Genomic DNA, 23,332 nt, shown 5'->3' on the forward strand with positions numbered 1-23,332 from the left:
GCAAACCCTTGAATGCGATGATCGGACGAATTCCCATCACGGCCATCTCCCCCGTCGTCGACTGCGGGCAATGGCCCGCCAAGGCGGTCGCCGGCGAGACCTTCCAGGTCTCGGCGACCGTGTTCAGAGAGGGCCACGACGCCGTGGCGTCGGGCGTGGTGCTGACCTCGCCCGACGGGCAGCGCGGGCGCCTGAGACCGATGCGCGAGCTCGCGCCCGGCACCGACCGCTGGGGTGTCGACGTGTGCCTGCCGGCCGAGGGCGACTGGCTGTTCCGCGTGGAGGCATGGAGTGATCCGATCGGCACGTGGCTGCACGACGCCGAGATCAAGATCCCGCGCGGCATGGACGTCGATCTCATGTGCGAGGAGGGCGCCCGGCTGTTCGAGCGCGCGGCCAAGGCCGTGCGGCCCGCCGACTGCGCGGGCGGGCAGGCCGCTCCGGCGGGAAAGACCGCCCGTGACGGCCGGAGCAGGCAGAACGGCAACGGCGGCAGCACCTGCGGCCACCGCGCGGCGCTGCTGTCGATCTCCGCGACGCTGCGGGACGAGGAGCTCGATCCGCGGGCGCGGCTGTCGATCGTCCAGTTGCCCGAGACCGCGGCGTTGCTGGAGGCGCATCCGTTCCGTGAGCTGGTGACCAGGTCCAAGTCCCACAAGATCAGGGTGGACCGGCGCCGGGCGCTCTACGGCTCCTGGTACGAGTTCTTCCCCAGGTCCGAAGGGGCCGTGGTGAACGAGCTCGGCATCTCCAAGTCCGGAAATTTCCAGACAGCTGCCAAGCGGCTCCCGGCCATCGCCAAGATGGGCTTCGACGTCGTCTACCTGCCGCCCATCCATCCGATCGGCACGACGTACCGCAAGGGGCGCAACAACACGCTCAGCCCCGAGCCCGACGAGCCTGGATCGCCGTGGGCGATCGGCTCCGAGGACGGCGGCCACGACGCCGTGCATCCCGACCTGGGCACGCTCGACGACTTCGACGTGTTCGTCGGCCGCACGCGTGAGCTGGGCATGGAGATCGCGCTCGACTTCGCCCTGCAGTGCTCTCCCGACCACCCGTGGGTCAAGGAGCATCCCGAGTGGTTCACGGTCAGGGCCGACGGGTCGATCGCGTACGCGGAGAACCCGCCGAAGAAGTATCAGGACATCTACCCGATCAACTTCGACAAGGACCCCGAGGGGATCTACAACGAGGTCAAGCGGGTGCTGCGGCACTGGATGGACCACGGGGTGCGCATCTTCCGGGTGGACAACCCGCACACCAAGCCCGTGGCCTTCTGGGAGCGGCTGCTGGCGGACGTGCACCGCACCGACCCCGATGTGATCTTCCTGTCGGAGGCGTTCACCCGGCCGGCGATGATGCGCATGCTGGCCAAGACCGGCTATCACCAGTCATATACATATTTTACGTGGAAGAACACCAAATACGACGTCGAGACCTATCTCACGGAGCTGGCCCAGGAGACCTCGAGTTACCTGCGGCCCAACCTCTTCGTCAACACTCCGGACATTCTCCACGAATACCTGCAACACGGCGGCGTTCCGGCGTTCAAGATCAGGGCGGTGCTGGCCGCGCTCGCCTCGCCCGCCTGGGGCGTCTATTCCGGGTACGAGCTCGGGGAGAACGTACCGGTGCGCCCGGGAAGCGAGGAATACCTGGATAGCGAAAAGTATCAATACAAACCCCGTGATTGGGTGACGGCCGAGCGCGAAGGATGGAGCCTCGCCCCGTTCATCACCCATCTGAATTTGTTCCGAAGAGCGCATCCGGCGCTGCAGGAATTGCGTAACCTACGGTTCCACAGGGTCGACCAACCGGACATCGTCTGCTTCTCGAAACGACTTCCCGGCGCCTATGACCCGGCCACACGAAGGCACGGGCTGGGCGACGTCGTACTGGCGGTCATCAATCTGGATCCACACCACACCCACGAGGCGACGGTGGAACTGGACCTGCCCGTCCTGGGTCTCGACTGGAACGCCGAGTTCGTCGTGGACGACGAACTCTCCGGAGAGTCCTATCGCTGGAGGCAGCGCAACTATGTACGCCTCGACCCCCATATCCAGCCTGCCCACATTCTCACCGTACGAGCCGCGCCACGGTAGAACTGAATTCAGCGGGGAGTCTTCAACGTGTGTGATAGCGCCTCCGTCATGAGCCACCTGCGGGGCGGCTCATGAGCTCCACACCCATTCCCAACACCTTTGACGAGGAAAAGCCGCGCGATCCTTACTGGTACAAGCGGGCGGTTTTCTACGAGGTCCTGATCAGGGGTTTCGCCGACTCCAACGGCGACGGGACCGGCGACATCAGAGGTCTCATCAGCAAGCTCGACTATCTGCAGTGGCTGGGCGTGGACTGCCTCTGGCTGCTGCCGCTCTACGAGTCGCCGCTGCGCGACGGCGGATACGACATCGCCGACTTCATGAAGATCCTGCCCGAGTTCGGCGACCTCGGGGACTTCGTGAAACTGGTCGACGAGGCCCACAAACGCGGCATGCGCGTCATCGCCGACCTCGTCATGAACCACACCAGCGACGCCCATCCCTGGTTCCAGGCGTCCCGGCACGACCCCGAGGGCCCGTACGGCGACTTCTACGTCTGGTCGTCCACGGATGAGAAGTACCAGGACGCCCGGATCATCTTCATCGACACCGAGACGTCCAACTGGACCTACGACCCGGTCCGCGGCCAGTACTACTGGCACCGCTTCTTCCACCACCAGCCGGACCTCAACTACGAGAACCCGGACGTGCAGGAGGCGATGCTGGAGGTGCTGCGGTTCTGGCTGGACCTGGGCATCGACGGGTTCCGGCTGGACGCGGTGCCCTACCTCTTCGAGGAGGAGGGCACCAACTGCGAGAACCTGCCGCGGACGCACGAATACCTCAAGTCGATCCGGTCGGAGGTCGACCGGCTGTTCCCCGACCGCGTGCTGCTGGCCGAGGCGAACCAGTGGCCGTCGGACGTGGTGGAGTACTTCGGCGATCCGGTCGGCGGCGGGGACGAATGCCACATGGCCTTCCATTTCCCGCTTATGCCGCGCATCTTCATGGCCGTGCGCCGGGAATCGCGCTACCCCATTTCCGAAATTCTGGCACAAACGCCGAAAATTCCGGAAAACTGCCAGTGGGGGATCTTCCTCCGTAACCACGACGAGCTGACGCTCGAAATGGTCACGGACGAAGAGCGCGACTACATGTACACCGAATACGCCAAAGACCCCCGTATGCGGGCCAACGTCGGCATCCGCCGCCGCCTCGCGCCCCTGCTGGAGAACGACCGCAACCAGATCGAGCTCTTTACCGCCCTGCTCCTGTCGCTGCCCGGATCCCCCGTGCTCTACTACGGCGACGAGATCGGCATGGGCGACAACATCTGGCTCGGCGACCGCGACGGCGTGCGTACCCCCATGCAGTGGGACCCCGACCGCAACGCCGGCTTCTCCGACTGCGACCCCGGCCGGCTCTACCTGCCGGTCATCATGGACCCGATCTACGGCTATCAGGGCATCAACGTGGAGGCCCAGCAGAAGAACGCGGGCTCGCTGCTGCACTGGACCCGGCGCATGATCGAGATCCGCAAGCGTCACCCCGTCTTCGGGCTGGGTGGTTACGCGGAGCTCAACTCCTCCAACCCGAGCGTGCTCGCCTTCGTCAGGGAACTGGGCGACGACCGGATGCTCTGCGTGAACAACCTGTCACGATTCCCGCAACCGGTCGAACTCGACCTGCGGAGGTTTGTGGGCGTCTCCCCCGTGGAAACCATGGGAGGCGTACCATTTCCGGCAATTGGCGAACTTCCGTATCTTTTGACGCTTCCCGGGCATGGGTTCTATTGGTTCACACTCCCGCCGGCCATCACCCAGGAGGAGTAGGACGTGCTTGACGAGCTCCTTGCCGCATGGATCGGCCGCCAGCGTTGGTTCGGCGGCAAGGGGCGCCCGATCGACGAGCTGTCGATCGACTCCGACGTCGAGCTGTCGCCCGGGCTGCGGCACCTCATCATCGCCGTGTGGCAGGAGGGCTCGCGCGACCGCTACCAGGTGCTGGTCGGCGAGCGCGACGAACTGCCCGACCGCCTGAACCACGCCCTCATCGGCACCGTCGGCGAGACCTACCACTACGACGCCGTGCACGACCCCGAACGCATGGGCCTGCTCCTCGACGGCATGGCGCACGACGAGACCCGCGGCGGCCTGCGCATGCGCCACGTGCCCGGCGTCACCGTCGACACCTCCCCGCGCAGCGTGGTGCTCGGGGCCGAGCAGTCAAACACCTCGCTCGTGTACGGGGACGCCTACATCTGCAAGCTCTTCCGCCGGCTCATCCCCGGGGTCAATCCGGAGCTGGAGATCATCACCGCCCTGGCCGCCAGGAACGCCCCGCACATCGCGCGCCCGTACGGCTGGATCGAGACCGACCTCGACGGCACGGGCACCACGCTGGCGATCATGCAGGAGTTCCTCTCCCCCGCCAACGACGGCTGGGACCTCGCCCTGACCAGCGTCCGCGACCTGTACGCCAGCCTGCCCCAGGTGCCGGCCGGCGAGGCGGGCGGCAACTTCGCCGCGGAGTCGCGCCGCCTGGGCACGGCCACCGCGCGCGTGCACCACGAGCTGGCCGAGGCCTTCCCGACCGACGTGATCGAGGTGCACGAGGTCAAGCGGATGGCCGAGTCGTTCAGACGGCGGCTGGGGCTGTCCGTGGCCGAGGTGCCGCAGCTGCGCGAGCACGTGGGCTTCATCGAGCACGTCTACCACCAGGTGGAGCTGCTCACCACCGCGGTGCCCGTGCAGCGGGTCCACGGCGACTACCACCTCGGCCAGGTCATGCGCACGCCCACCGACTGGGTGGTGCTGGACTTCGAGGGCGAGCCGGGCCAGCCGCTGAGCGAGCGCCGGGCGCTGTACTCTCCGCTGCGCGACGTGGCGGGCATGCTGCGCTCGTTCGACTACGCGGCCAGGCACCTGCTGACCGGGCACTCCCGGGCCGCGGAGCTGGAGCCCCGGGCCCAGGAGTGGGCCGACCGCAACCGGGCCGCCTTCATCGACGGGTACATCGAGGGCGGCGGCGTCATCAACCAGGCGGACGCGGCGCTGCTGCGGGCGTTCGAGCTGTCGAAGGCGGTGTACGAGGTCGTGTACGAGGCCCGCAACCGCCCCTCATGGCTACCGATCCCGCTGGCCGCCTTCCGCCCCCGCGCAAGCTGACGTCAGGCGCCGACGCCCGGACTTGAATCGCCTTCTATCAGGCCCCGACGCCTGGAGGGGGGCTCAGGCGCGAGATCACAGCTCTTCGACCAGTCCCGACAGACCCTCGTGCCCCAGCCCACGGGCGGTGCGCTGGTCGATGACGGCCTTCAGCGGCAGGAGCAGGTCCGGCTTGACGTTCTGCTCGCGGAAGGCGCGCACCAGGTTCTCCAGGCCCGCCCGGTTGATCTCCAGGTTGGACACCTCCGTGCCGTGCTCGCCGGACTCGATGTTGCCGGCCCAGCCGGCCTGCTGGGCGGCCATCGCGTGCAGCCACGGGGTCAGCAACGTGGTGACGAAGTCGCGCAGCGGAAGCCCGGCCGCCTTGACCAGGGCCGCGGCCTCCAGGAAACCGGCGATCTGGCCGTACATGCCGGTCAGCATGGCGATGTCGAGCAGCGGCGCCGACTCAGGGTCCGTACCCGTGAACCGGGGCTCGGCCATGACGGACAGCACCTGCTCATAACGGTCGTAAACCGGACGGGAGCCGCTGTAGAGGATGAGGGCGCCCGGCTGGCCGATCATCGGCGGGACGGCCATGATGCCGCCGCCCAGGTAGTCGCCGCCGCGCTCGGCCACCCACTCCGCCGTCCGCCTGGCCTCGACGGGGCGGCCGGTGGTGAGGTTCACCACGGCCCGGCCCGCCAGCGGCGTGCCGTCCAGGGTCTCCGTGACCGACGCGTGGTCGAGCAGGCAGACGATCACCAGCGGGCTCGCCCCCACGGCCTCGTCCGGGCTGTCCGCGAGGACGGCGCCCTCGGCGACCAGGGGCTCGGCCTTGGCGGGGGTACGGTTCCAGACGGTGACGTGGTGGCCGGCGGCCATGAGGCTCCTGGCGAGGGCGGCGCCCATGAGTCCGAGGCCAAGAACGGAGATATTTTCCAACATTTCAGTGTTCCTTAGGGATGAGGTCGATACGTCTCACCCTGGTGGTGGGCGGTTATGGTCGGGTTCTGGCTCGGTTATGGAGGGGCGGCGGATGCGGTTCGGGGTGCTGGGCCCGCTCGTGGTGCGGACGCCGGACGGACGGCCGGTCCACGTCCCGGAGGTCAAGGTCCGGGCGCTGCTGAGCGTGCTCCTCATCCACGCCGGCCGCCCCGTCTCCGCCGACCGGCTGATCGACGACCTCTGGAACGCCCGCCCGCCCGCCGGGGCCGCCGCCGCGCTGCGGGTCAAGGTCTCGCAACTGCGCCGGGCCCTCGGCGAACGGGAGCTGGTGGCGTACCGGGCGCCCGGTTACGTGCTGCGCGCCGACCCCGACTCCGTGGACGCCGGCCACTTCGAGTCACTGCTCGGGCGCGCCCAGCGCACGGATGACCTGGAGGTACGCGCCTCACTGCTGCGTCAGGCCCTGGGGCTGTGGCGCGGCGGGGCGTACGCGGAGTTCGCCGACGAGCCCTTCGCCCGCGCGGCCGTGGCGCGGCTGGACGAGCAGCGACTGGTGGCCGAGGAGGAACTGGCCGAGACCCGGCTGGCGCTCGGGGAGCACGGCCTGCTCGCGGCCGACCTGACCGGCCTCGTCGCCGCCCACCCCCTGCGCGAACGACTCCGCGCCGCCCACGTACGAGCCCTCTACCTGGCCGGACGGCAAGGCGAAGCACTCGCCAGCCATCGGGACCTACGGCGACGCCTCGCGGAGGACCTGGGCCTCGACCCCGGACCGGAACTGGCCGCCCTGCACCAGGCCATCCTCTCGCGCGACCCCTCCCTCACACCGCCTCCCACCCGCCCCAGCACGAACCTCCCCGCCCCACTGACCCACCTGGTGGGCCGAGACGAGGCGGTGACGAAGGTGAGAGCGCTGTTGCGCACCAACCGCCTCGTCACCCTCACCGGCCCAGGAGGCGTAGGCAAAACCCGCCTCGCCCTGGCCGCCGCCGATCCCGACACCGGACCCACCGCCGATCCCCACACCGCCACCGATGCCAGCCCCACTACTGGTCCCAGTGTTGGTCCCAGCACCTGGCCCCGCTCTGCCATAGCCACCAAGCGCTTGGACGGCGGCGACTCCAACGGCGAGGGCGTCGGCGACGGGGGCTTCGACGGTGGGGTGTGGCTGGTGGAACTGGCCTCGCTCGGAGCCGGGGCGGGGGTCGTCGAGGTGGCCGAGGCGATCGCCGACGTGCTGGGCGTGCGTGACGACGCCCCCGGCGGCATCCTGGAACGCCTGCCCGGGACCCTGCGCGCCGGGCGGACGCTGCTGGTGCTGGACAACTGCGAGCATGTCGCCGAGCAGGCGGCGACACTGGCCGACCGGCTTCTACGGGCCGCCCCCGGACTGCGCATCCTCGCCACCAGCCAGGAGTCACTGCGCATCGAAGGCGAGGCCCTGTGGAGCGTCCCGCCACTCGACCGCGCCGCCGCCATCGAACTGTTCACCACCCGAGCCGGCCTCAAGACCACCACCACAACTCCCACGAGCACCGGGATCGGCGCTGGAACCAACGTCAACGACGGCGCTGGGCCCCGCACCGGGATCGGCACTGAGACCAACGTCAGGGACAGTGCGGGGGTCGATGCTGATGTGGCGGAGATCTGTGCGCGGTTGGACGGTATTCCGCTGGCGCTGGAGTTGGCCGCCACCAGGATGCGGGTGTTGACGCCACGGCAGCTCGCCGAGCGGCTCGACGACCGGTTCCGGCTGCTCGCATCCGGGCTGCGCGGTGCGCCGGCCAGGCAGCAGACGTTGCGGGCGATGATCGACTGGAGCTGGGAGCTGCTGTCGGACGACGAACGGGTGGTGCTGCGGCGGCTGTCCGTGCACGCCGACGGCTGCACGCTGGAGGCGGCCGAGGAGGTCTGCGCCGAGCCGGGCCTGGACGTGCTCGGCCTGCTGGCCCGCCTGGTCGATCGCTCGCTGGTGACCCGCACCCCCGCCCACGAGACGGGTCGCGGGCCGGCGGCCGAGCCTCGGTACCGGCTGCTGGAGTCGGTGGCCGCCTACTGCCAGGAGCGGCTGGAGGAGGCCGGCGAGCTGACCGCCGTCCGGCACAGGCACCTGCGTCACTACACCGCCCTGGCCGTCCGGATGGAGCCACGCCTGCGCGGCCCCGAGCAGTGCGACGCGCTCGTACGGCTGGACGCCGAGACCGCGAACCTGAGAACGGCGCTGGAGAGGGCGGTGCGCGAGGGGGTTCCCGGCGAGGCGCTCCGGCTGGTGAACGCCATGGCCTGGTACTGGGTGCTACGCGGCAGACTGGGCGAGGGCCGCAGAGCCCTGGAAACAGCCCTGTCCGTGGCACGTCCCGGCGATGGAGGCGCGGCGAAGACCGAGGTGTGGTCCGGCGATCCGGGAGCAGCGGAGGCTGAGGTGTGGTTGGCCGGGTTTCAGTTGTTGGCGGGGCGGCTGGCCGTCCTGGATCGGGAGTGGTTTGCCGGGATTGAGGATGTGCGCAGGCGGGCCGGGGCGCGGTGGTTCGCGGGGTTCGCGCTGCTGGGTTATGAGGACGCGGCGGACAGTGAGGCGCTGCTGGCGGCGGCGCTGGTGGAGTTCCGCGAGCTGGGCGACACCTGGGGCACGGCGGCCGCGCTGACCGTGCTGGCCCGGCACTCGGCGCTGCGTGGCGACCTGGCCGGGCTGCGGAAGCACGCCGAGCAAGGGCTTGCCCTGTTCCGGCGGGCCGGTGACCGGTGGGGGGAGCTGCGGGCGGCGGAGAACCTGGCGATGCTGGCCGAGATCACCGGCGACTACGATCGGGCCACGGCGCTGCGCCGGGAGATCCTGGGGATGGCGGAGGAGCTGGAGCTGTGGAGCTCGGTGTCGGACGCGCTGTCCCGGCTGGGCCGCATCGCGATGCTGGAGGGCGAGCACGCGCGGGCCGACGACTACCACGAACGGGCGCGGCTGCTGGCCGTCGCGCAGTCGAACCGTCCGGCGGAGGAGTTCGCCGAGCTGGGCCTGGCGCTGGGGGCGCCAGACAGGGGCGGCTCGACGAAGCGGAGCGGCGGCTGCGCGCCTGGCTGGGCTGGGTCGAGGACGTGTCGGGCGATCCGGGCGCGGCGCTGATCCTGGCCGAGCTGGGGTTCGTGGCTGAGCAGCGCGGCGACGCGGCGGGCGCGCTGGACCTGCAGCGCCAGGGCCTGGCGGTGGCCCGCAGGGTGGGCGATCCGCGAGCGATCGCCCTGGCGATGGAGGGACTGGCGGGCGCGCAGACGCTGGCCGGGCGGCACCAGGAGGCCGCGCGATTGCTGGGCGAGGCGGCCGCACTGAGGGAGTCGGTGGGCGCCCCACTGCCGCCGGGCGAGCGGGGCGACGTGGAACGCATCACGGCGAGGGTGAAGCAGGCCCTCGAACCGGACCGAACGCCTCCGCCGACGCGATGAACCACGCAAGCACAGAGCCCAGCGCGAAGGTCAGCGCGGGGGCCGACGCAGAGGCCGGCGCTGAGCCCGGTGCAAAGGCGGACGCAGAGGCCAGCGCGGAGCCCGCGTGCTCAGCCCGGCGCAGAGCCGACGCAGAGGCCAGCGCGCAGGTCCGCACGAGGACCCGGCGGTGGGGCGGACGATCTGCTGCGCGAAGGGGGCGGCAAAGGGTGGGGAAAGGATTGATAGACCCCTTCGGCATCGTCCTGTAATAAACCCGCGATTTCGCACTTCCGGTGATTGTCGCGGTGAAAGCGGGCAGTGCCTGGGATGGACGGTCATCTTAGGGCAGGGTTGGGAGCATGCCGATGAGGACAGAGCTCGACCGCCTGGCGGGCGGGGCGCACCATGATCCGCACTCCGTGCTCGGAGCGCACCCCGTGTCCGGCGGGGTGGTCTTCCGCACGCTGCGGCCGATGGCGGAGCGCGTGCGGGTGGTGCTGGACGACGGCTCTGCCCACGACATGAAGCACCAGGCCCACGGGGTGTTCGAGGTGACGGTCCCGGGGCTGGACAAGGTGCCCGACTACCGGTTCAGCGTCCAGTACGCCGGCGCGGAGCCGTACGAGGTGCTCGATCCTTATCGGCACTGGCCCACGCTGGGCGAGGTGGACCTGCACCTCATCGGCGAGGGGCGGCACGAGCGGCTGTGGGAGGCGCTCGGGGCGCGGGTGATGGAGCACCAGGACGTCGACGGCACCGCGTTCGCCGTCTGGGCGCCGAACGCGCGCGGCATCAGGATCGTCGGCGACTTCAACCACTGGGACGGCACCGCCTACCCGATGCGCTCGCTGGGCCGGTCGGGGGTGTGGGAGCTGTTCGTGCCGGGGCTGGGCGCGGGGCAGCGGTACAAGTACCAGGTGCTGGGCGCCGACGGCGTGTGGCGGGACAAGGCCGACCCGATGGCCAGGCGGACCGAGGTGCCGCCGCTGACGGCGTCGGTGATCGACAAGTCCGACTACAGCTGGCAGGACGACGCCTGGATGGTCGAGCGGCGTCAGGCGCAGGCGCAAACGGCACCGATGAGCGTCTACGAGGTGCACCTCGGCTCGTGGCGGCCGGGGCTGTCGTACGTGGAGCTGGCCGACCAGTTGTCCGAGTACGTCGCCGACATGGGTTTCACCCACGTGGAGCTGCTGCCGGTGGCCGAGCACCCGTTCGGCGGGTCGTGGGGCTACCAGGTGACCTCCTATTACGCCCCGACGGCCAGGTTCGGCACGCCCGACGAGTTCCGTCACTTCGTGGACCGCCTGCATCGGCGCGGCATCGGCGTGCTGCTCGACTGGGTGCCGGCCCACTTCCCGATGGACGAGTGGGCGCTGGCCCGGTTCGACGGCACCCCGCTCTACGAGCACGCCGACCCGGCCAGGGGCGAGCACCCCGACTGGGGCACCTACGTGTTCGACTTCGGCCGCAGGGAGGTGCGCAACTTCCTGGTCGCCAACGCCCTGTTCTGGCTGAAGGAGTTCCACGTCGACGGCCTGCGGGTGGACGCGGTGGCCTCGATGCTCTACCTGGACTACTCGCGGCGCGAGGGCGAGTGGACGCCCAACGTGTACGGCGGCAGGGAGAACCTCGACGCGGTCGAGTTCCTCAAGGAGATGAACTCGGTCTGCTACCGGGAGGCTCCCGGCATCTCGACCGTGGCCGAGGAGTCGACGGCCTGGCCGGGGGTCTCGCGGCCGGTGCACCTGGGCGGGCTCGGGTTCGGCTTCAAGTGGAACATGGGCTGGATGCACGACACGCTCGAATACCTGCGCCACGAGCCGGTCTTCCGCCAGTACCACCACCATCAGCTGACGTTCTCGCTGCTGTACGCCTACTCCGAGAACTACGTGCTGCCGCTGTCGCACGACGAGGTCGTCCACGGCAAGGGCTCGCTGCTGGGCAAGATGCCGGGCGACGAGTGGCAGCGCTTCGCGCAGCTGCGGGCACTCCTGGCGTTCATGTGGGCGCATCCGGGCAAGCAGCTGCTGTTCATGGGCGGCGAGTTCGGTCAGGGCTCGGAGTGGTCGGAGGAGCGCGGGCTGGACTGGTGGGTGCTGGAGTTCGACGGGCACCAGGGGGTGCAGCGGCTGGTCCGTGATCTCAACCGGCTCTACCGCGAGACTCCCGCCCTGTGGGAGCAGGACTGCAAGCCCGAGGGGTTCCGGTGGATCGACGCCGACGACGCCTCGGGCAACACGTTCTCGTTCGTCCGTTACGCGAACGACGGCTCGGCGGTGGCGTGCGTGGTGAACTTCAGCGGCGGCCCGCACGAGAACTACAAGCTCGGGCTCCCGTACGCCGGGCAGTGGTCAGAGGCGGTCAACACCGACGCCTACGACTACTGGGGCAGCGGCGTGGGCAACATGGGGACGGTCGAGGCCACGGAGGAGCCGTGGCACGGGCTGCCCTGCTCGGCCACGTTGCGGGTGCCGCCGCTGGGCGCGGTGTGGCTCACGCACGAGGGCGGTGCCCGCTGAGCGTTTGAGCTGCGGCCGCTGAAAGTTCGGTGAGAAACCGGCCTGGGGGCCTGTGCGTGTCGGGCAAATCGCCCTAAACTCCGAGATCATCCCCCTCGGAGGACGCGTGCGATTCCGCCCCTTGATCGTGAGCTCGATCGTTCTGGTCCTGCTGCCGTTATCGGCTCCGGCCTACGCGGAGGACCCGACGCTCCTCCCCACGCCGGGCACGTCCCAGACGCCGGCGGCGCCGCCCCCGGCCGAGGACCCCGCTCCGCCCGAAACCCCGCCGGCCGAGACGCCGCCCGCTGAGGAGCCGTCCGGTCCCGAGAGCAAGGTCGAAGCCGGCCTGGGCGTGGACGGCGGCACCGAACGGGCCATCGTCGAGCTGACCGACCCCGCCGCGAACGCCACCGTCGCGACCCAGGCCGCGACCGAGAGCGTGGACGTGGTGCTGCAGCCGCTGAGCGGTTCGTTCATGGTCGTCGAGGGCACGGCGGAGGAGCTGGCCAAGCTGGCCGAGGACCCCCGGGTCACCTCCATCCACCGCGACCGTACATACCTGCCGGCCGACGTCTCCGCCAACCTGTCGCTGATCGGCGCCGACCAGGCGCACGCGAAGAGCTTCACCGGCGCCGACCAGGCGGTGGCCGTGCTCGACACCGGCATCGACCCGAACCACCCGTGGTTCGCCGGCCGCATCGTGGCGCAGGCGTGCTTCTCCGCGACGGAGGAGGCCGGCGTCGAGTCGCTCTGCCCGAACGGGGCGAACAAGCAGACCGACGGCGCGGCGGCCGACGCCACCACGGCGAAGTGCCTGGCCGGGACCGTGAACATGTGCGACCACGGCTCCCACGTGGCCGGCATCGCGGCCGGCACCGGCGGCGTGGCACCGGGCGCGAACATCGTGGCGGTGCAGGTGTTCAGCCGGATCAACGACGAGGAGCTCTGCGGCGAGCCGTCGTGCCTGATGGCGTACGAGTCGTCGCTGCGCGAGGCGCTGGACTACGTGGGGACGCTGAACCAGCCGATCGCCGCGGTCAACCTCAGCCTGGGCGGCATGCTGTACGAGTCGAACTGCGACGGGACCGAGGAGGGCGCGGTCTTCAAGGAGAAGATCGACGCGCTGCTGGCCAAGAACATCGCGACCGTGGTGGCCGCGGGCAACGAGTTCTTCGACGGCGTCTCCCACCCGGCCTGCGTCTCCTCGGCGGTGGCCGTCGGCGCCAACGACAACTCCGACGCCGTCGCCGACTTCTCCAACCGCGGCGCGCTGCTGGACCTGTTCGCTCCCGGCGTGGACATCGAGTCGTCGGTGCCGGACAACGCCACGACCGTCTACAGCGGCACCTCGATGGCGACCCCGCATGTGGCCGGCGCGCTGGCGCTGATGAAGGCGGCCACGCCGGACGTCCCGATGACCGAGCTGATCGACAAGCTGAAGAGCACCGGCCGGCCGTACGTGTACGACTCCAACGGCGCCCAGGTCACCACGCCGCGCCTGGACCTGGCGGCGGCCCTGGCCGGGGCGGCGCAGCAGCCGCCCATCACGCAGGCCCCGACGCAGCCGGGCCCCGGCGACACCAGCGGCCCCAGCCCCGAGCCCGAGGACTCGTCGACTCCCGATCCGGACCCCGGGACCGAGCCGGAGCCGGAGCCCACGTCGTCGACCAGCCCGGTCCCGCTGCCGACGGTCACGGTCACGGTGACCGTCACCCACACGGCGAAGCCGGTGGCCGCGGTGTGCACGCGCGGCACGACGGCCAAGAAGCTGACGGCCAAGAAATGGGCGATCGAGCTGCACCGCGGCAGCGGCTCCCTCTCCGACGCCACGCTCACCTGCTACCTGAAGCTGATCGGCAAGTCCAGCAAGGTCTTCCCCGAGCTGACGAAGGCGTCGTCACTGGGCAAGGCGTACCGCGTGCTAAAGAACACCAGGACCGGCAAGGCCAAGCTCGACGGCGCGCTGCTGACGGCCTGGCTGAACTGGGCGCACGGCACCAACGGCACCACCTCGCTGACGGCCGGCGAGAAGGTGCGGCTCAGCGCCAAGCCGTCCGCGGCGGCGCTGAAGAAGGCCACCAAGGCTGTCCTCAATTCCGTTAAATAGCGAGAAGTCCAGAAAGGGCCGGTCAAATCTGACCGGCCCTTTCTCGTCTCGCTCTTTAAGGCAAAAAAGCCTCCAACGTTTCTCTGGGCTACATACGTCACTGACATCACACTTGTCACACGGGGGGATGTAAACGGCTGTACGCAGCCGGGAGCCGGACCAAAGCTTCACGGCTCCAGCCCCGGGAGGAAAAAGTGAGACTACGGTCTCTGTTCACCGGCGTCGTTACGCTGTCCGTGACATCAGCCGTGCTCTGGACCGCTCCGGCCCTGCAGGCCGACTCCGCCGACACCGGCGACCCGATCATCAGCCCGGCGCTCGTGTCGGAGATCCAGAAGAAGAGCAAGGTCCGCTCCATCATCCAGCTCAAACCAGGTCAGAGCGTGCAGGCCGTGGCCAGCGACCTGGAGATGGCCTCCGACGGCGGCCGGGTGCTGGAGGCGGCGCAGTCGCCGCACTTCTTCGTGGCCGAGGTGGACGGCAGGACGCTGGACAAGCTGAAGAAGGACAACCGTGTCCAGGCCGTCTACAAGGACGAGCTGAGCGCGCCCAACCTCGACGTCAGCACCACCGTGATCCGCTCCGACCGGGCCAACCAGGCCGGCTGGAACGGCACCGGCACCACGGTCGCCGTGCTCGACACCGGGATCGACCGGGATCACCCGTTCTTCGCCGGCCGGATCGCGGACGAGGCCTGCTTCTCCTCCTCCGACGCGAGCGACGGGACCGTCTCGCTCTGCCCGAACAACCAGCCCAGCCAGACCGGGCCGGGCGCGGCCGACGTCGAGACGCCGCAGTGCACCGTGGACGGCGCCAACGTCTGCTCGCACGGTACGCACGTCGCGGGCATCGCGGCCGGCAAGATGACCACGGGAGCGCCGGCCAACGGCGTCGCCCCCGAGGCCCGCCTGCTGCCCGTCCAGGTCTTCAGCCGCGTGGACGACCCGCTGACCTGCGGCGTCGGCCCCACCCCGTGCTTCCTCAGCTACACCTCGGACCAGAAGCTGGCGCTCGAATACGTGGCCAGGGTGGCGCGGACGTACAACGTCGCGGCGGTGAACATGAGCCTCGGGGGCGGGCGGGCGTACTCGGAGGCGTGCGACGCCGACCCGAGCGCGGGGGCGGTCAAGCCGGAGTTCGACGCGCTGGTGGCCCTGGGCGTGGCCCCGGTGGTGGCGGCGGGCAACAGCGGCTGGGAGAACGGCGTCTCCGCGCCCGCCTGCGTCTCCACCGCGATCACGGTCGGCGCCACGGACGACTCCGACGCGCTCGCCTCGTTCACCAACCGGGGGCCGCTGCTCGACCTGTTCGCCCCCGGCGTGGCCATCCGCTCCTCGGTGCCGGACGACGCCTACGGTGACAAGAACGGCACCTCGATGGCCGCGCCGCACGTGGCGGGGGCGTTCGCGCTGATGCGGCAGGCGTTCCCGAACAACACGGTCGAGCAGAGCCTGCAGCGGCTGCGCGACACCGGCGCGCAGATCCGGTTCGACGCCTCGGGGACCCAGGTGACCACGGCGCGCATCGACATGGAGCGGGCCACCGCCGGCGCGACCCCCGCCACCGACCCGCGGGCCTGATCACGCGCCTTCATGGGGCCGGACGGGGGCGACCGTCCGGCCTTTCGTGCGAAACCTCACCTTTCCCTCTGACCCCACGAGTCGAATTACTACACTTCTCTGGACAACACCCCCCGAACCCCTCCGGAGGAACGGTTGAGACTCTCGTCTCTGCTGGCCGGCGCCGTCGCGCTGGCCGCCACCTCGGCGACGCTCATCGCGACGCCCGCCCTGGCCGACCCCGAGTCCAAGATCGACCCCGCGATCACCGCGAGCGGCGAGCACCGCGCCATCGTGCACGTGAACCGGGCCGCCCAGGTGCAGGCGGTGCAGTCCAGTGCCGAGGCGGTCAAGCGGGACAGGAAGAACGTGGAGGCCCAGCCCCCCTCCGAGATCGCGGCCAAGCTCGACTTCTTCGTCTACCGCGGCACCCGCGCCGAGCTGGAGCAGATCGCCGGGCAGTCGGACGTCGTCTCGATCCGCAAGGACAAGCTCAACGAGCCCACGCTGGTGCAGAGCATTCCGCTGATCGGCGCGGACCGGGCGCAGCGCTCCGGCTTCACCGGCAAGGGCACCGCCGTGGCCGTCCTGGACTCCGGCATCGACAACGACCACCCCGCCTTCGGCGACCGCATCGTGGCCCAGGCGTGCTTCTCGGCCGCCGACCCCGTCGACGGCTCCACCCCGCTGTGCCCGAACGGCAGCCAGTTCCAGATCGGCGCCGGCGCGGCCGACGCGGAGAGCGCCGCGTGCATGACGGGCGCCCCGCAGCCGCAGTACGGCCTGTGCTACCACGGCACCCACGTGGCCGGCATCGCGGCCGGTCAGCGGACGGCCGAGTTCGCTGCCAACGGCGTCGCCCCGAAGGCCGAGATCGTGCCGGTCCAGGTGTTCAGCCGCTTCGACGACTCGCCGTACTGCGCGGGCCGTCCCGTCTGCATCCTGGCCTACGACTCCTCGATCCTGACCGGCATGGCCTACGCCGAACTGCTGGCCGACCAGTACCGCATCGCCGCGGTCAACCTGAGCCTGGGCGGCGGCGAGTACGACGTGGCCTGCGACGAGGGCGACGGGGCCGACTTCAAGGCCGAGGTGGACAAGCTCATGGCCAAGGGCGTCGCGACGGTCGTGGCCTCGGGCAACGACGGCTTCGACGACTCGGTGTCGTGGCCCGCGTGCGTCTCGAACACGGTCGCGGTGGGCGCCACGGACAAGCAGGACGCGGTGGCGTCCTTCTCCAACAGGGGCGCGCTCCTGGACGTGTTCGCTCCGGGCGTCGCGATCACCGCGGCCATCGCCGGGAACACGTACGCGTCACTGAACGGCACCTCGATGGCCACCCCGCACGTCACGGGCGCGCTGGCGGTGCTGCGCCAGAAGCGTTCGCACGCCTCGGTGGACCAGCTCGTGTCCGCGCTGCGGCGCACGGGCGAGCCGATCGCCTACACGAGCGCCGGCACGGAGGTCACCACGCCGCGGATCGACGTCTGGGCGGCCCTGCGCGGCAGGTAGCCGTCACCGGCCCGGCGCGGGCGCTCCTCCCGCGCCGGGCCCTCAAGTACGCGAGCTCTCCTCTTACGCCAGCCGGACGCTGAGCGGCCGATCATTTCGGCGTCCGCTCTCGTACGATGAGGGCGTGCACGGCCTCCTCCGCTCCGTGTGGGACGAGCCCCGTCCGCCCGGCGCCCCGCGCAGGGTGTGGCGCGACTGGGCGCTCGTCGGGCTGCTCACGCTGGCCATCGTGCTCGAAGGCATCCTGCGCACCGACCTGCTGTGGCGGCCGCTCTCGATCGTCTATCCGCTGGTCATGCTGCCCACCCTGTTATGGCGGCGCACCAGCCCGCTGGCCTGCTTCGCGGTCCCCGTCGTCACCACGGGCCTGATCCAGCACCTCACCGGCGCCGACCCGGCCGAGATGCACTCGATGGCGTACATGGTGATCATGCTCTACGCGCTGTCCCGATGGGGGTCCGGCCGGGAGATGGCGCTCGGGCTCGGGCTGATCACCGCCGCGGTGACCACGTCCACGCTCACCGGGCAGATCGCCACGATCCCGGGGCAACTGGCCGCCTCCGACGTCATCGGCGCGTTCACCGTCGTGTTCGCCGCTTTCGCCCTGGGCGGCGTCTTCCGCTACCGGGCCAGAGCGAGGGCGCGCGAGCTCGACCAGGTCAAACTGCTCGAACGCGAGCAGCTGGCCCGCGACCTGCACGACACCGTCGCCCACCACGTCTCGGCGATGGCGATCCGCGCCCAGGCCGGCATCGCGACCGCCGCCACCCACCCCGACGCCGCCGTCGACGCGCTGCGCGTGATCGAGGCCGAGGCGTCGCGCACGCTCGCCGAGATGCGGGCCATGGTGCGCGTCCTGCGCCGCGACCGGGCCCCGGGCGGCGGGGAGATGCCCGAGCTGGCCCCCAACCCGCACATCGCCGATCTCGAACAGCTGGCCGGGCGGCCCAAGGTCGGCCCCGCCGTGGAGGTGCTGATCGACGGCGACCTCGACGGCGTGCCCCCGTCGGTCGGCGCCGCCGTCTACCGCATCGCCCAGGAGTCGGTCACCAACGCCCGCAGGCACGCCCGGCACGCCACCAGGGTCGAGGTCCGGGTGAGCGCCGACGACGCCTCCGTACGGCTGCGGGTGAGCGACGACGGCGACAGCACCGCCACCAGACCCGCTCCCGCGCACGGGTACGGGCTGCTCGGCATGATCGAACGCGCCGACCTGCTCGGCGGCACGTGCGAGGCCGGCCCGAACCCTGGGCGCGGGTGGACCGTGACCGCCGTCCTGCCCAGGACCCCCAAGCACGACGTCTCCCCGAGGACCGCATGAGCATGAGCGCGACCGGCGACCCCGCGGACGCCCCCATCCGGGTGATCGTCGCCGACGACCAGGAGATCGCCCGCACCGGGCTGAGGATGATCCTGGACGCCCAGCCGGACATCGAGGTGGTCGCCGAGGCGGGTGACGGCCGCCGGGCCATCGAGCTGGCCAGGCGGTTACGGCCGGACGTGTGCCTGTTCGACATCCGCATGCCCCGCTGCGACGGCATCGAGGCCACCCGCACCCTGGCCGGGCCCGACGTGGCCGACCCCATGGCCGTCGTCGTCATCACCACGTTCGACCTGGACGAGTACGTCTACGCGGCGCTCAAGGCGGGCGCCCGCGGGTTCCTGCTCAAGGACGCGGGCCCCGATCTGCTCGGCCAGGCGATCCGCGCCGCCGCCAGGGGTGACGCGCTGATCGCCCCGAGCATCACCGCCCGGCTGCTGTCGGCCTTCGCCGGTTCCGCTCCCTCAGGGCGGCGGGTGCAGCCGATCGAGCCGCTCACCGACCGGGAGGAGCAGATCCTGGTGACCGTGGCGCGCGGGCGGACCAACAGCGAGATCGCCGACGAGCTGCACATCTCGCTGAGCACGGTCAAGAGCCACGTCGCGAGCCTGATGACCAAGCTGGGAGTGCGCAACCGGGTCGAGATCGCCATGTGGGCGTACGAGACCGACCGCGTCAAGGGCTGACCCGAGCCCGCCTGGACCCGGTCCGGCGGCGGATGATCCACTCGGCCACCGCCAGGTTGAGCACCCAGCTCCCCCCGAGGAGCAGCGCCCTGGTGACCTCGCCGGGCGGGCCGGCGAAGGCCAGCCACAGGCCCTGGGTCAGCGCCTGCGTGCCGGCGCCGAGGCCGATCGCGTACGCGCGGGCCATCCAGGCGCGGTGACGGCGCACGTCCCGCCGGCGGACGGCACGAAGGCCGAGCACGAGAGCGGCCGCCATGGCCGAGCCGAACACCAGCCGGAACCCGGCGAGCAGCCCTTCGTCCTCCGGCGGCACCTCGGAGAACAGCGTCATCCACAACCCCGACAGCGCCGCCGCCAGCCCGGCCACCACCAGCAGCCGTCCCGCCGCGCGGTGCCAGCCGGGCCTGCGCGCCCTGAACCGGGGGGCGAACTGGAAGGCGCCGAGCACGGTGTAGAGGGTGACGGCCACGATGTGCACGGTCACGGGGGCGGGAAAGGTGAGGAAGCGGGCGTTGGCCGGGGTGATCGCGGCGCCGCTCACGATCTCGTTCATGCGGACGGCGCCGGCCAGCACGGGGACGACGCTGAGCGTGATCAGCCCCGTGGGGACGAGCCATCCGGCTCTCCGGCGCCTGCCGTCGAGGTTCAGCATGCCTCGATGGTGACCGCCGGACCCACCCCGTCTCATCGGCCCCGAGACCCCTTCCGCATGGGCCGATCAGCCGGTCGGGAGCTCGTACTTTCGGCTGTTCCGCCCGCCCGAGCCCGGCGCACACACTGAGGGCCCCGACGGAAGGAAACATCATGAAAGCGTTCGTTCTCCGCTCGTACGGCTCCCCCGACGTCCTCCGGCTCACCGACGTCGACACCCCCGTCCCCGGCCCGAGCGAGGTGCTGATCCGGATCCGCGCCACCTCGGTGCAGCCCTGGGACTGGCACGGTATGCGCGGCGAGCCGTATGTCGCCCGCGTCATGCCCGGCGGCCTCGGGCTGCGGCCGAAGCTGAGCATTCTGGGCGCGGACGTGGCCGGGGTGGTGGAGGCGGTCGGCGCGCAGGTCACCGAGTACGTTCCCGGCGACGAGGTCTTCGCCATGCCCGAGGGCGGCGGGTTCGCCGAGTACGTCAGCATCCCCGAGCACCAGGTGGCCCCCAAGCCGCGGAACCTGTCGTTCGAGCAGGCGGCGGCGGTGCCGCTGGCCGCCTGCACGGCCCTGCTCGCCGTCCGCGACGACGCCAAGGTCGAGCCGGGCCACCGGGTCCTGGTCAACGGGGCCTCCGGTGGCGTGGGGACGTTCGCGGTGCAGCTGGCCAAGGCGTACGGCGCGCACGTCACCGGCGTGTGCAGCACCCGCCACGTGGACCTGGTCCGGTCGATCGGCGCGGACGAGGTGATCGACTACACCAAGGAGGACTTCACCCGGATGGGGCCGCCGTACGACGCGATCCTCTACGTGGCGGGCAACCGGTCGTTCGCGGAGTGCCGGCGGGTGCTCAGGCGCAAGGGCGTGTGCGTCATGCTCGGCGCGGCGGCGGGCCGGTGGGTGCAGCCGGCCGGGCGCATGTTCACGATGGTCGCCGCGTCGATGTTCGCCTCCCAGAAGGCGGTGGTGACCCAGGTGGTCGGCAGCGCCGAGAACCGGCGCAACCTGCGCGAGCTGACCGAGCTGATCGAGAGCGGGCAGGTCACGCCGGTCATCGATCGTGCCTACGCGTTCGCGGACACCGTGGCGGCGCTCAGGTACCAGGAGGAGGGGCATGCCTCGGGCAAGGTCGTCATCACGATGTGACGAGGGGCGGGCGGGGGACCTCCCGCCCGCCGATCGACCTCGGTCCGGCGGGCTGAGCCCATTTCGAATCGCGTCGCTTAGGGTGGCTCCTATGGACGCAGGCAAGGCGATCTTCGAAACCGTCGACAAGCTTCGCCAGCGGCGCACGGCCCCGCTGGTGCTGGAGCTCGACCTCACAGAGGGCCTCACGGAAGGCCCGCCGGCGGATCCGCTCGCCGCGCTGCTGTCCATGCGCAAGCCCCGGCTGGCCGACGTCCTGTCGGGCCTGCGCCGGGCCAGGCAGGACCCGCGCGTCAAGGCGCTCGTCGTCAAGATCGGCGGCAACCCGATGGGGCTGGCCATGGTGCAGGAGCTGCGCCAGGCCGTGATCCACTTCCGCGCCTCCGGCAAGCTGACCGTCGCCTTCGGCGAGACGTTCGGCGAGTTCGGCGGCGGCACCGTCCCCTACTACCTGGCCAGCGCCTTCGAGCGCCTCTACCTGCAGCCCAGCGGCGACGTCGGGCTGACCGGGGTGGCCGTGGAGCAGCGCTTCGTCAAGGGGGCACTGGGCAAGCTGGGCATCGGCTACGAGGTCGGCCAGCGGCACGAGTACAAGACCGCCGCCAACACCTTCACCCAGGACCGCATGACCGAGCCGCACCGCGAGTCCATGGGCCGCATCGTGGAGTCGATCACCGAGAGCCTCGTCGCGGGCATCGCCGACAGCCGCCGGCTCGACCCGGGCAAGGTGCGCGAGCTGATCGACCGCGGCCCGTTCACGGCCACCGAGGCGCACGAGGCCGGGCTGGTCGACGGGCTGGCCTACCGGGACGAGGTCTACGACGAGGTCAAGCGGGCCGCGGGCGAGGAGGCGCACCTGCTCTACGTCTCCCGCTACGCCCGTGGCGCGGCCGTGCGCAAGCTGCCCAACCCGACGGCCGACGGGGTCGCGCTCGTGCACGCCACCGGCATGATCAGGACCGGCCGCAGCGGGCGCAGCCCGCTCGGCGGGGGCGGGGCGATGGGCTCCGACACGATCAGCGCCGCGCTGCGCGCCGCCAGGCGCGACGAGCACGTCAAGGCCGTGGTGTTCCGGGTCGACAGCCCCGGCGGCTCCTACGTGGCCAGCGACACGGTCTGGCGCGAGGTCACGCTGCTGCGCGAGGTCAAGCCGGTCATCGTGTCGATGGGCGACCTGGCGGCATCCGGCGGCTACTTCATCTCGATGGCCGCCGACGTGATCATCGCCCAGCCGGGCACGCTGACCGGCTCGATCGGCGTGTACGGCGGCAAGCCCGTCCTGTCGGAGCTGCTGGAGAAGCTGGGCGTCACCTCGGAGCTGGTGGCGGAGGGCGCCAACGCCGGCATGTTCTCCACCACGCGCGGCTTCTCCACCGAGCAGTGGGAGCGGATCAACGCCTGGCTCGACCGCATCTACGACGACTTCACCGGCAAGGTGGCCACCAGCCGCAACCTGAGCCGCGAGCGCACCCACGAGCTGGCCAGGGGCCGGGTGTGGACCGGCGCCGACGCGCGGGCCAACGGCCTGGTCGACGAGCTGGGCGGGCTGGAGGACGCGCTGGTCCTGGCGCGCAAGCGGGCCGGGCTGGCCGACGACGCCCCGGTGCGCTCCTACCCCAGGCTCAACGTGGTCGAGCGGCTGCGCGGGCCCGAGTCCAGCGAGGACAAGTCGGCCGCACTGGCGCGGATCCGGCTGGACGCCTGGGGGCCGCTGGCCCGGCTCTCGGCCGAGCTGGGCCTGCCCGCCGCGGGTGGACCGCTGCTGCTGCCGTCCTGGTACGTCATCCGCTGAGCCCGCGCCAGACCCCGAGCGGTCAGGTGGTCGAGCGGTACCGCCCGCGTACGCGTACCAGCGGCTGCAGCGACGGATCGACGTAGGCGACGTCCAGGACCGCGGCGACGAAGAGCGTGTGATCGCCGGCCGGGACCACCCTGGTGGTCTCGGCCTCGATCGCGGCCACCCCGCCCTCGATCACCAGCGCCTCCGTGTGCTCCCCCCGATGATGCGGCGTGCCGGCCACGAGCAGGCGGGCGCTGGGGCGTCCGGCGGTCGCGAAGCGGCTGGCCACGGCCGCCTGCCCCGACGACAGCAGGGAGGCGGCCCAGCGGTCCTGCCGGAGCAGGACCTCGGTGAGGTAGCCGGCCGAGGCCAGGCTGACCAGCACCAGCGGCGGCTCCAGCGAGACCGACATCAGCGCCGTCACCGTGGTGCCGATGTCGTCGCGCCCGTCGCGCGCGGTCACGACCGCCACCCCGGCGGCGAGCTGCGCCATCGCCTCGGTGAAGGTCATCGGAT

At 70.9% G+C, this 23,332-nt stretch carries 16 protein-coding genes; 13 read left to right on the forward strand and 3 right to left on the reverse strand.

Features of this window, described 5'->3' with window-relative positions; translation table 11 throughout:
* The first annotated feature begins 17 nt into the window (after positions 1-17).
* The 3 genes from B0I32_RS42760 to B0I32_RS42770 all read left to right on the forward strand — a co-directional run bounded on the left by B0I32_RS42760 (position 18) and on the right by B0I32_RS42770 (position 5,215).
* A complete protein-coding gene (locus tag B0I32_RS42760) occupies positions 18-2,108 on the forward strand; it encodes an alpha-1,4-glucan--maltose-1-phosphate maltosyltransferase (RefSeq protein ID WP_106249443.1) in 2,091 nt (696 codons plus the stop codon).
* Between the two features lie 71 nt (positions 2,109-2,179).
* Positions 2,180-3,880: a maltose alpha-D-glucosyltransferase gene (gene treS / locus B0I32_RS42765; RefSeq protein WP_106249444.1), complete on the forward strand. Its 1,701-nt coding sequence runs from the start codon at positions 2,180-2,182 to the stop codon at positions 3,878-3,880.
* A gap of 3 nt (positions 3,881-3,883) precedes the next feature.
* The gene (locus B0I32_RS42770) at positions 3,884-5,215 is read left to right on the forward strand and encodes a maltokinase N-terminal cap-like domain-containing protein (protein ID WP_106249445.1); all 1,332 of its coding nucleotides are present in this window, start codon (positions 3,884-3,886) and stop codon (positions 5,213-5,215) included.
* A 75-nt stretch (positions 5,216-5,290) separates the two neighbouring features.
* Here B0I32_RS42770 and B0I32_RS42775 read toward each other — a convergent pair whose 3' ends face one another.
* A complete protein-coding gene (locus B0I32_RS42775) occupies positions 5,291-6,142 on the reverse strand; it encodes an NAD(P)-dependent oxidoreductase (RefSeq protein WP_181308394.1) in 852 nt (283 codons plus the stop codon).
* Positions 6,143-6,233: 91 nt separating this feature from the next.
* Here B0I32_RS42775 and B0I32_RS42780 point away from each other — a divergent pair, with 91 nt between their 5' ends.
* The 8 genes from B0I32_RS42780 (at position 6,234) to B0I32_RS42815 (ending at position 19,248) form a co-directional block, all read left to right on the forward strand.
* The gene (locus B0I32_RS42780; RefSeq protein ID WP_106249446.1) at positions 6,234-9,260 is read left to right on the forward strand and encodes an AfsR/SARP family transcriptional regulator; all 3,027 of its coding nucleotides are present in this window, start codon (positions 6,234-6,236) and stop codon (positions 9,258-9,260) included.
* Positions 9,233-9,577 carry a tetratricopeptide repeat protein gene (locus B0I32_RS58250; protein WP_106249447.1) on the forward strand — a complete coding sequence of 115 codons (345 nt, stop codon included), beginning with the start codon at positions 9,233-9,235 and terminating at the stop codon, positions 9,575-9,577. The genes B0I32_RS42780 and B0I32_RS58250 overlap by 28 nt, the downstream gene beginning before the upstream one ends.
* Before the next feature lie 347 nt (positions 9,578-9,924).
* Positions 9,925-12,081 (forward strand): 1,4-alpha-glucan branching protein GlgB, encoded by a 2,157-nt coding sequence (gene glgB, locus B0I32_RS42790; RefSeq protein ID WP_106249448.1) that lies wholly within the window; start codon positions 9,925-9,927, stop codon positions 12,079-12,081.
* Between the two features lie 127 nt (positions 12,082-12,208).
* On the forward strand, positions 12,209-14,170 hold the full coding sequence (locus tag B0I32_RS42795; RefSeq protein ID WP_146178515.1) for a S8 family peptidase: 1,962 nt from the start codon (positions 12,209-12,211) through the stop codon (positions 14,168-14,170).
* A gap of 194 nt (positions 14,171-14,364) precedes the next feature.
* Positions 14,365-15,750: a S8 family peptidase gene (locus tag B0I32_RS42800; protein WP_146178516.1), complete on the forward strand. Its 1,386-nt coding sequence runs from the start codon at positions 14,365-14,367 to the stop codon at positions 15,748-15,750.
* A gap of 135 nt (positions 15,751-15,885) precedes the next feature.
* The gene (locus B0I32_RS42805; protein WP_181308395.1) at positions 15,886-17,241 is read left to right on the forward strand and encodes a S8 family peptidase; all 1,356 of its coding nucleotides are present in this window, start codon (positions 15,886-15,888) and stop codon (positions 17,239-17,241) included.
* Between the two features lie 124 nt (positions 17,242-17,365).
* The gene (locus B0I32_RS42810) at positions 17,366-18,562 is read left to right on the forward strand and encodes a sensor histidine kinase (protein WP_106249452.1); all 1,197 of its coding nucleotides are present in this window, start codon (positions 17,366-17,368) and stop codon (positions 18,560-18,562) included.
* The gene (locus B0I32_RS42815; protein ID WP_245956380.1) at positions 18,559-19,248 is read left to right on the forward strand and encodes a response regulator; all 690 of its coding nucleotides are present in this window, start codon (positions 18,559-18,561) and stop codon (positions 19,246-19,248) included. The genes B0I32_RS42810 and B0I32_RS42815 overlap by 4 nt, the downstream gene beginning before the upstream one ends.
* On the opposite strand, the gene B0I32_RS42820 is transcribed toward B0I32_RS42815, so the two are convergent.
* A complete protein-coding gene (locus tag B0I32_RS42820) occupies positions 19,238-19,900 on the reverse strand; it encodes a DUF2306 domain-containing protein (protein ID WP_106249454.1) in 663 nt (220 codons plus the stop codon). The two genes, B0I32_RS42815 and B0I32_RS42820, sit on opposite strands and share 11 nt — an antisense overlap.
* A 152-nt stretch (positions 19,901-20,052) precedes the next feature.
* Here B0I32_RS42820 and B0I32_RS42825 point away from each other — a divergent pair, with 152 nt between their 5' ends.
* On the forward strand, positions 20,053-21,036 hold the full coding sequence (locus tag B0I32_RS42825; RefSeq protein ID WP_106249455.1) for an NAD(P)-dependent alcohol dehydrogenase: 984 nt from the start codon (positions 20,053-20,055) through the stop codon (positions 21,034-21,036).
* A gap of 91 nt (positions 21,037-21,127) precedes the next feature.
* Positions 21,128-22,828, forward strand: a complete 1,701-nt coding sequence (sppA, locus tag B0I32_RS42830; RefSeq protein ID WP_106249456.1) for a signal peptide peptidase SppA — start codon at positions 21,128-21,130, stop codon at positions 22,826-22,828.
* Positions 22,829-22,850: 22 nt separating this feature from the next.
* Here the strand turns inward: sppA and B0I32_RS42835 are convergent, their stop codons facing one another.
* A complete protein-coding gene (locus B0I32_RS42835; RefSeq protein ID WP_106249457.1) occupies positions 22,851-23,327 on the reverse strand; it encodes a flavin reductase family protein in 477 nt (158 codons plus the stop codon).
* Positions 23,328-23,332: the final 5 nt, after the last annotated feature.

Origin of the sequence: Nonomuraea fuscirosea, from assembly GCF_003001935.1 — a bacterium.
GTDB classification, from domain to species: domain Bacteria; phylum Actinomycetota; class Actinomycetes; order Streptosporangiales; family Streptosporangiaceae; genus Nonomuraea; species Nonomuraea fuscirosea.